This is a genomic window from Streptomyces tardus (assembly GCF_018101125.2).
GTDB lineage: Bacteria > Actinomycetota > Actinomycetes > Streptomycetales > Streptomycetaceae > Streptomyces > Streptomyces tardus.
In genome coordinates this window covers 1,305,280-1,313,287 of the sequence record NZ_JAELVF020000001.1, presented here as the reverse complement: position 1 = coordinate 1,313,287, position 8,008 = coordinate 1,305,280, and the positions used below count along the sequence as shown (strand labels likewise).

Sequence of the window (8,008 nt, the reverse complement as noted above, 5' to 3'; positions counted from 1 at the left end):
CCGCACGCCCGCGCCGCCGTCCGCAGCCCGCCGTCCGCAGCTCGCCGGTCGACGGTGGGAACAGCCGCGAGGGGCCCCGTACGCACCGACTAGGCTGAGTCGCATGGCCGACGCACCGTACAAGCTGATCCTCCTCCGCCACGGCGAGAGCGAGTGGAACGCGAAGAACCTGTTCACCGGCTGGGTGGACGTCAACCTCACCGAGAAGGGCGAGAAGGAGGCGGTCCGCGGCGGTGAGCTGATGAAGGACGCCGGTCTGCTCCCCGACGTGCTGCACACCTCGCTGCAGAAGCGTGCCATCCGCACCGCGCAGCTCGCGCTGGAGGCGGCCGACCGCCTCTGGCTCCCGGTCCACCGTTCCTGGCGTCTCAACGAGCGCCACTACGGCGCGCTCCAGGGCAAGGACAAGGCGCAGACGCTCGCCGAGTTCGGCGAGGAGCAGTTCATGCTCTGGCGCCGCTCGTACGACACCCCGCCGCCGGAGCTCGCGGACGGCAGCGAGTTCTCGCAGAGCGACGACCCGCGCTACGCCACCATCCCGCCGGAGCTGCGCCCGCGCACCGAGTGCCTGAAGGACGTCGTGGTGCGGATGCTGCCGTACTGGTACGACGGCATCGTCCCCGACCTGCTCGCCGGCCGCACCGTGCTGGTCGCCGCCCACGGCAACAGCCTGCGCGCACTGGTCAAGCACCTGGACGGCGTCTCCGACGCGGACATCGCCGGCCTCAACATCCCCACCGGAATCCCGCTCGCCTACGAGCTGGACGCCGACTTCCGCCCGGTCAACCCCGGCGGCACCTACCTCGACCCGGAAGCCGCCAAGGCCGCCATCGAAGCCGTCAAGAACCAGGGCAAGAAGAAGTAGCTCTCGCGATCATGCCCCCGACCTGCGCATACGGCGCGGATCGGGGGCATTTTCACGGCCCGGGTCGCGGTGGCCCCGGTGCGGCCAATCGCTGCGGAGGCCCTCGGTACGGACGGGCGGACCGGGGTCAGGCTCTGAGGACTTCGCGGAGGCGGTGGGCGAACTCCTCGGGGCGGCCCGGGTGGCCGGTCTCCTCGCCCGCGAAGCCGCCGTGGTGGCTGGGGAAGACGACCGCCTCGCGGTCGAGCAGCGCCGCCGTCGCGAGGGACGTACGGCCGGTGAAGGTGGGGCCGGACTCCTCGGCGACCGCGATCACGACACGGGTGGGGGCGGCGAGCAGGGCGTCGAGGTCGAGTCGGTGCGAACTGACCGCGTTGGAGAGTTCGGAGAGCAGCGGATCGTCGCGGGAGCCGTCGTCCTGGGTGGGCAGCCCGTACGCCGCGGGATCGGGTGCCGGAGTCGCGAAGTACTCCTCGGTGAACTCGCCCTCCCACGACGTCATGGCGATGAAGGCGGCCATACCCGCGCCCCAGCCCCTGTCCCGGTAGACCTCCTGGAAGCCGTCGCGCGCCCGCAGCGCGGCAGGGGCGTCGGGCAGCACCGGGACGAGCGGCGGCTCGTGCGCCACCAGGACGGCCACGTCCTCGGGGTGTGCCGCGACGAGCGTCAGCCCGACCACCGCCCCGCCGCTGGAGCCGAACAACTCCACCGGCCCCGCGCCCAGCTGGCCGATCAGGGTGTGCAGGTCCCGGGCCTGGACGTTCGGATCGTGGTCGGTACGGCCGTCCTTGCGGGTACTGCGGCCGAGCCCGCGCGGGTCGTACGTCACCACGGTGCGGTCCGGGAAGTGGGAGACCAGGCTCGTGAAGCCGCTCGCGTCCATCGGCTGCCCGATCAGCAGCAGCACCGGCTGCCCGTCGGCGGTGGGCAGCGGCCCGTGTACGTCGTGGACGAGGTCGACCTCGTCGGTCACCAGCGTGTGTGTCGTCATGCCCGTACCGACCGGGGGAGCGGCGCGAACTCATCGCTGTCCGCGGGGGTTTCTCCGACGGCCGCCGCGCTTCCGGCCACCGGGGCCGGCCACCGGGGCCGGCCACCGGGCCGGCCTGCGGAGCCGGGTGAGGACCCCGCCGGCCGGGCCACCGAACGGGCCCCACCGGGCGGGGCCGGGCCCGGAAGCACTGTCAGGGATGCCTCCGGGCCCGGAGCCGTGCTCCTCGTGCGGTGAACCGGACCTCCGGTCCCGTGGTCCCGGTTCAGGCTCAGCAGCCCCCGCCGCACTGGCAGGAGCCGCCGGACTGGCAGCCGCAGCTGCAGCCGGAACCACAGCTGCAGGCGGAGAGCGGGGAAGGGGCCGCGGGGGTGCGCTTGAGCTCGGTCATTGCGTCGCTCCAGAGGGGTCGGCAGCAGGTCGTGACCGTACGCCTCCATTGCAGTCGCCTTCCGAGGGGCGCGGCAACGGCGCATCGGTGTCCGGCGAGGGCACCTCGCCCCCGCCGACCCAAGGCACCCAGAAGCCCCACCGCTGTCGCCCCCTCGACTCCGTCACCGCCCACCCGCCGCCCACACCGTCCCCGGCTGCGCCTGCCGCCGTACCGACCACCTCCGGCGCTCCGCCGAGCTGCCCGCACCCCGCCGCCGTACCGCCCGGCCGTACCGCACGCCACCGCCACCGCCACTGCCGCCACCGCCGCCGGGTCGACCGTCCGCGGCCCGCCGCGGTCGGATCCGCGACCAAAGTCGGGGTCGGGGGCGACGAACGGATGTCGTTCGGTCCGGCCGGGTTCCGTACCGTGCTCCCGTGAGTGAGTTTCCAGGCACGGGCAGGGCCGCGGGCGCGGCTGCGCGGCCCCGTACGGCGTACGCGGCGGACCCGTACGAGGGCTCGCAGGACCAGCGGGCCGGCCGTCGGGAAAGCCGTCGGGAAGAGCGTCAGGAACGACACCGGCCGGGCCCGATCACCCGGGCGGCGCGCTGGGTCGGCGGCGGCCCGGAGCCGTGGACCGCGGGGCAGATCGTCGGGGAGCTTCTGACCGTCCCGCTGCTCACGCTGCTGGCGCTGTCGGTCCAGATGATCGACGGCGGCAGTGTCACGCAGGTCGCGGCGCTGCTGCTGCTGACGCTGGTGGTCTGTGTCGTACGTCGGTCCTTCCCGGGCACGGCCCTGCTGACGGTGGCCGGTGTGTCCGCCGCCCTGCCGGGACTCGGCGCGCTGCTGCCGATCGTCGGCTGGTCGGCCGGCAAGCGGATCGTCGAACCGTGGCGGGCGCTGGCCTTCCTCGGAACGGCCTTCCTGCTCGACCTCGGCGGCAACCTGCACGGCTCCTATCTGACCGAGGGCGGTTCGCGCTCGCTGATGGGCGTCTTCGTCTCGGCGGTGTGGTTCCTGGCGATGGTGACGATCCCGGGGCTGACGGCGCGCTATCTGCACCAGCGCCGTTCGCTGCTCGCGGCGATCAGGGCCCAGCACCACCAGCTGATCCGGGAGAACTCGATCATCGCCCGGGAGACCCGGATGCGTGAACGCCAGCGCATCGCCCGGGACATGCACGACAGCCTCGGCCACCACCTCACCCTGATCGCCGTGCACACCGGCGCGCTCCAGGTGGACGCGGGACTGTCCGGGCAGCAGCGGGAGGCCGTCGGTGTGCTGCGCGAGGCGTCGGTGACCGCGATGAGGGAGCTGCGGGAGGTCGTCGGCATCCTCAAGGACGAGGAGGGCGACGGTACGGAGGCCGCCTCCGCACCGGGCGTCCCCGATCTGCCGGAACTCGTCGCCTCCTCCCACCGCGCAGGCACCGCAGTCAGCCACACCGTCACCGGCACGCCGCGCGCGCTCGCGCCGGCGGCGGACCAGGCCGCGTACCGGATCGTCCAGGAGGGTCTGACCAACGCGCACAAGCACGCCCCCGGTTCACCCGTCGCCGTCGGCCTGCGCTACGAACCCGACGTGCTGCTCGTCGAAGTGGTCAACAACCCGGCGCCCGGCGGCGATCCGGACGCGGCCGAAGCCGCTTCGGCCACCGCCGTCAGCGGCGGACGCGGCCTGGACGGCCTGGGCGAACGCGCCCGCGCCGCCGGCGGGATGCTGCACCACGGCCCGTACGGCACCGGCGGCTTCCGGCTGGCCGGAGCGCTGCCGTACGACGCGGTGACACCGGCCGTCGACGCCCGGCAGCAGCGTGCGGTGCGCGATCTGGACCGCGCCGTGGTCGGCAGGTCCCGCGGCTGCCTGCCCTCCGCGCTGGCGATCGGCGGGCTGCTGATCGCCCTGGTGGTGACCGGAGTGGTGTGGCTGGGACTGGACATCGAACGATCCCTGGTCGACCAGGACACCTACCGGGGAGTGCGGGTCGGCCAGCAGGAGGACCTCGTGCGAGAACGGCTGCCGCGGCCCAGTTCCTTCGCCGGCATCCTCGACGCCGAGCACCCCCGGCCGAAGGACGCCACCTGCGTGGTGATGTTCTCCGCCGAGGCGCTCAACAAGGACGGGACGGGGGACCTGGCGAGGTTCTGCTTCCGGGATGGCAAGCTGATCCAGAAACTGGCCTTCGACTGACCGGCAGTGGCCGGGCCTCGACCGGACACCGCAGACACCGCAGCGGACCGCCGACGTGCGCCGCGGCCGACCGGCCGCCGACCGGCCCGGCAGATCCGCGCACGCTCCCGCCGGGCGCGTGCCAACCCACCCACTTCACAAGGGAGTTCTCGTTGATTCGGGTCCTCATCGCCGACGACGAGCCGCTGATCCGCGCCGGGATCACACTGATCCTCACCTCGGCGGAGGACATCGAGGTGGTGGCCGAGGCGGGCAACGGGCGCGAGGCGATCGATCTCGCCCAGCGCCACCGCGTCGACGTCGTGCTCCTCGACATCCAGATGCCGGTGCTCGACGGACTCTCCACGCTGGCCGAGCTGCGCCGCACGGTCCCCACCGCGAAGCCGCTGATCCTCACCACTTTCGGCGAGCGGGAGAACGTACTGGCCGCGCTCCGCCAGGGCGGCGCCGGCTTCCTGCTGAAGGACTCCGCCCCCGAAGAGCTGATGCGCGCCGTACGGGCGACCGCCGCCGGCGACGCGTACCTCTCGCCCGGCGCCACCCGCTACGTGATCGACAACCTCGGCGACACCGGCGCCCAGGACGTACGCGCACAGCAGGCGCGGCGCCGGCTGGCAGAGCTGAGCCCGCGCGAGTCGGAAGTGCTGCAACTCCTCGGCGAGGGACGGGCGAACGCCGACATCGGCGAGGTGCTGCACATGAGCGAGGCGACGGTGAAGTCCTACGTCAGCCGCATCCTGGCCAAGCTGGGCTGCGGCAACCGGGTACAGGCGGCGCTGCTCGCCCGCGACGCGGGGATGGGCGGGTAGGCGCCCCGCGCCCGTACCCGCCCATCCGCATCGCCTGCCCTCGCACGCACCGCGTCCACGCCGCCGTGGCGGCCCGCGTCGCACACCCGCTCGGCCGGTCCCGGCGCCCCGCCGCCTGCGCTGCCGGGAGCCGCCGTACGCGCGCCGGACGAGCCGCCGTACGCGCGCCGCCGTGCCGTGAGCGCCGGGTCGCTCAGCTCCCGGCGGAGGAGGTGCCCGCGGCGCCTGCGGCAGCCGTGGCCGGGTCGATCTCGTCGGCGTAGTCACCGGTCACCAGGTAGACGACGCGGCGGGCGACCGAGACCGCGTGGTCGGCGAAACGCTCGTAGTAGCGGCCGAGCAGCGTGACGTCCACCGCGGTCTCCACACCGTGCTGCCAGCGGTCGTCCATCAGGTGCTGGAAGAGGGTGCGGTGCAGGTCGTCCATCTTGTCGTCGTCCTGCTCCAGCTGGAGCGCGAGGTCGACGTCCTTGGTGATGATGACCTCGGCGGCCTTCGCCATCAGGCGCTGCGCCAGTTGCCCCATCTCCAGGATCGTGGCCTGGAGGTCGCCCGGCACGGCGGAGTCGGGGAAGCGCAGCCGCGCCACCTTCGCCACGTGCTGCGCCAGGTCGCCGGAGCGTTCGAGGTCGGCGCTCATGCGCAGCGAGGTGACCACGATCCGCAGGTCGGTGGCGACGGGCTGCTGCCGCGCCAGCAGCTGGATGGCGCGGGTCTCCAGACCTCGCTGGAGGTCGTCCACCTTGTCGTCGTTGGCGATGACGCTCTCGGCGAGGTTGAGGTCCGCGTCCAGCATCGCCGTGGTGGCCCGGCCGATCGCCGAGCCGACAAGCCGGGCCATCTCGACCAGGCTGTCGCTGATCGAATCCAGCTCCTCGTGGTACGCGTCGCGCATGGCTGTCCTTCCCTCGCATGGCGTTGTGGCCCGTGGGGCCGGTTGTTCCGGTCCGCCCGAAAGCCCCACCCTGGGCGGTCAAGGCATCCGACGTTGACCCGCCAAGTGAACCACCGCCCTCACACGGGTGAACTCTGGGACACCGGAAGCGAGACGGGACCGGTCTCCGCGAGCTGCCCGGCTTTGCCCCGTTTTGCCAGGTGGGGAGTGAACCATCGCTGTCCTGGTGGTGAACTCTGCGGGACGAGTCGGCCGGTCCACCCCCCGACCCCTGCCTGCGGGTTCGCCGACCCGCTTAACCTGAGGACATGGACGTGAACGCGGCGGTCGCCGCAGTGGCAGCGATAGTCGGTGCGTGCACCGGGGCAATCGCTGTGCTGGCGTTCCGCTACAGCGAGCGGGAGCAGAACCGGCCCACCCGCTCCTCGCTGCACACCGTCGCCGCGCTGCCGCCCGGCGTCGACACCGTGCTCTCCGTCCTGCGCTCCTCGGCGGTCGTGCTGGACGAAGAGGACTCGGTCGTCAAGGCCAGCTCCGCCGCGTACGCCCTCGGGCTGGTGCGGGGCGGTCGGCTCGCGGTCGACCCCATGCTCCAGATGGCACAGGAGACCCGCAGGGACGGAGAGATACGGCAGGTCGAACTCGACCTTCCCCAGCGCGCCTCCGGGCGCGGCGATCTGCTCGCGGTCTCCGCGAGAGTGGCTCCGCTCGGCTCCCGGCTGGTCCTGCTGCTGGTCGAGGACCTGACGGAGGCCCGCCGGATCGAGGCGATCCGGCGCGACTTCGTCGCCAACGTCAGCCACGAGCTCAAGACCCCGGTCGGCGCGCTCTCCCTGCTCTCCGAGGCGGTGCTCGACGCGGCCGACGACCCGGAGGCGGTCGATCGCTTCGCCGGCCGGATGCAGAAGGAGGCGACGAGGCTCACCAACCTCGTGCAGGAGCTGATCGATCTCTCCCGGGTGCAGAACGACAACCCGATGGCCGACTCCGAGCCGGTCGCGGTCACCGAGCTGGTCGCCGAGTCCGTCGAACGCAGCCGGCAGTCCGCCACCGCCAAGCACATCACCATCGCCGCCAGCGGCACCGAGGAACTGCACGTCTGGGGCCACCCCGGACAGCTCGCCGCCGCGCTCGGCAACCTCGTCGAGAACGCCGTCAACTACTCGCCGCCCCGCACCCGCGTCGGCATCGCCGCACGACGGGTGCGCGAACCGGGCGGCGACATGATCGAGATCGCCGTGACCGACCAGGGCATCGGCATCTCGGACCGCGACAAGGACCGGATCTTCGAGCGCTTCTACCGCGTCGACCCGGCCAGGTCCCGGGCGACCGGCGGCACCGGCCTCGGACTCGCCATCGTCAAGCACGTGGCCGCCTCCTACGGCGGAGAGGTCACCGTGTGGAGCTCCGAGGGCCAGGGCTCCACCTTCACCCTGCGGCTGCCCGAAGCCGGCAGCGCACGCGAACGGGCCGAGGAGTCCCGCCGCACCCGCAACCAGCTCAGCGGCGCACTCCAGGAACCGGCCGAGGTCGACGACTTCGACGAGGACCCTCCGGCCGAGGCGCCCGACTTCGACGAGGTCCCCCGCCCCGCCGACGGCAAGGACGCCGCGGCGGACCGCAGCACCCCGGACGGACGGCTCCCGCGCCGGGAGTCCCGCCACGGGGCGTACCACCGGGGGGCCCGGCACGAGGCGCCCCGGCACCAGGAACTCGCGGACCAGGCACCCCCCGGCGGCCACCCGGCCACCGGCGCCCCGGCCCCGAGCACCCCCGCCCGTACGACCAACGGGACGCCCGCTGCCGCGCGTCCCGCCCGACGCCGGTCGCCTTCGACTTTCCCCACTGACCGCATCATCGCCCCGGAGGTCCTTCCGTGA

The 8,008-nt window shown here is 73.1% G+C and carries 6 protein-coding genes; 4 read left to right on the top strand and 2 right to left on the bottom strand.

Annotation, left to right across the window (positions count from 1 at the left end; all coding sequences use genetic code 11):
• The first annotated feature begins 103 nt into the window (after positions 1 to 103).
• Positions 104 to 865: a phosphoglyceromutase gene (locus JGS22_RS05675; RefSeq protein ID WP_211043822.1), complete on the top strand. Its 762-nt coding sequence runs from the start codon at positions 104 to 106 to the stop codon at positions 863 to 865.
• A 127-nt stretch (positions 866 to 992) separates the two neighbouring features.
• On the opposite strand, the gene JGS22_RS05670 is transcribed toward JGS22_RS05675, so the two are convergent.
• The gene (locus JGS22_RS05670) at positions 993 to 1,856 is read right to left on the bottom strand and encodes an alpha/beta fold hydrolase (protein ID WP_211043820.1); all 864 of its coding nucleotides are present in this window, start codon (positions 1,854 to 1,856) and stop codon (positions 993 to 995) included.
• An 810-nt stretch (positions 1,857 to 2,666) separates the two neighbouring features.
• Between JGS22_RS05670 and JGS22_RS26980 the strand changes: the two genes are divergently transcribed.
• On the top strand, positions 2,667 to 4,424 hold the full coding sequence (locus JGS22_RS26980; protein WP_308405532.1) for a sensor histidine kinase: 1,758 nt from the start codon (positions 2,667 to 2,669) through the stop codon (positions 4,422 to 4,424).
• 152 nt (positions 4,425 to 4,576) lie between these two features.
• Complete coding sequence (locus JGS22_RS05660; RefSeq protein ID WP_211041442.1) at positions 4,577 to 5,233, top strand: response regulator; 657 nt, start codon at positions 4,577 to 4,579, stop codon at positions 5,231 to 5,233.
• A gap of 193 nt (positions 5,234 to 5,426) precedes the next feature.
• On the opposite strand, the gene phoU is transcribed toward JGS22_RS05660, so the two are convergent.
• On the bottom strand, positions 5,427 to 6,128 hold the full coding sequence (gene phoU, locus JGS22_RS05655) for a phosphate signaling complex protein PhoU (protein ID WP_211041443.1): 702 nt from the start codon (positions 6,126 to 6,128) through the stop codon (positions 5,427 to 5,429).
• A gap of 308 nt (positions 6,129 to 6,436) precedes the next feature.
• On the opposite strand from phoU, the gene JGS22_RS05650 reads away from it, so the two are divergent.
• Entirely contained in the window at positions 6,437 to 8,008 is a 1,572-nt protein-coding gene (locus JGS22_RS05650) for a sensor histidine kinase (RefSeq protein WP_236073036.1), read from the top strand.

Bases quoted from the DNA above. Each gene is read 5' to 3' on its own strand.
- JGS22_RS05675 (WP_211043822.1), top strand. From the start codon at position 104: ATGGCCGACGCACCGTACAAGCTGATCCTCCTCCGCCACGGCGAGAGC.
- JGS22_RS05670 (WP_211043820.1), bottom strand. From the start codon at position 1,856: ATGACGACACACACGCTGGTGACCGACGAGGTCGACCTCGTCCACGAC.
- phoU (WP_211041443.1), bottom strand. From the start codon at position 6,128: ATGCGCGACGCGTACCACGAGGAGCTGGATTCGATCAGCGACAGCCTG.
- JGS22_RS05650 (WP_236073036.1), top strand. From the start codon at position 6,437: ATGGACGTGAACGCGGCGGTCGCCGCAGTGGCAGCGATAGTCGGTGCG.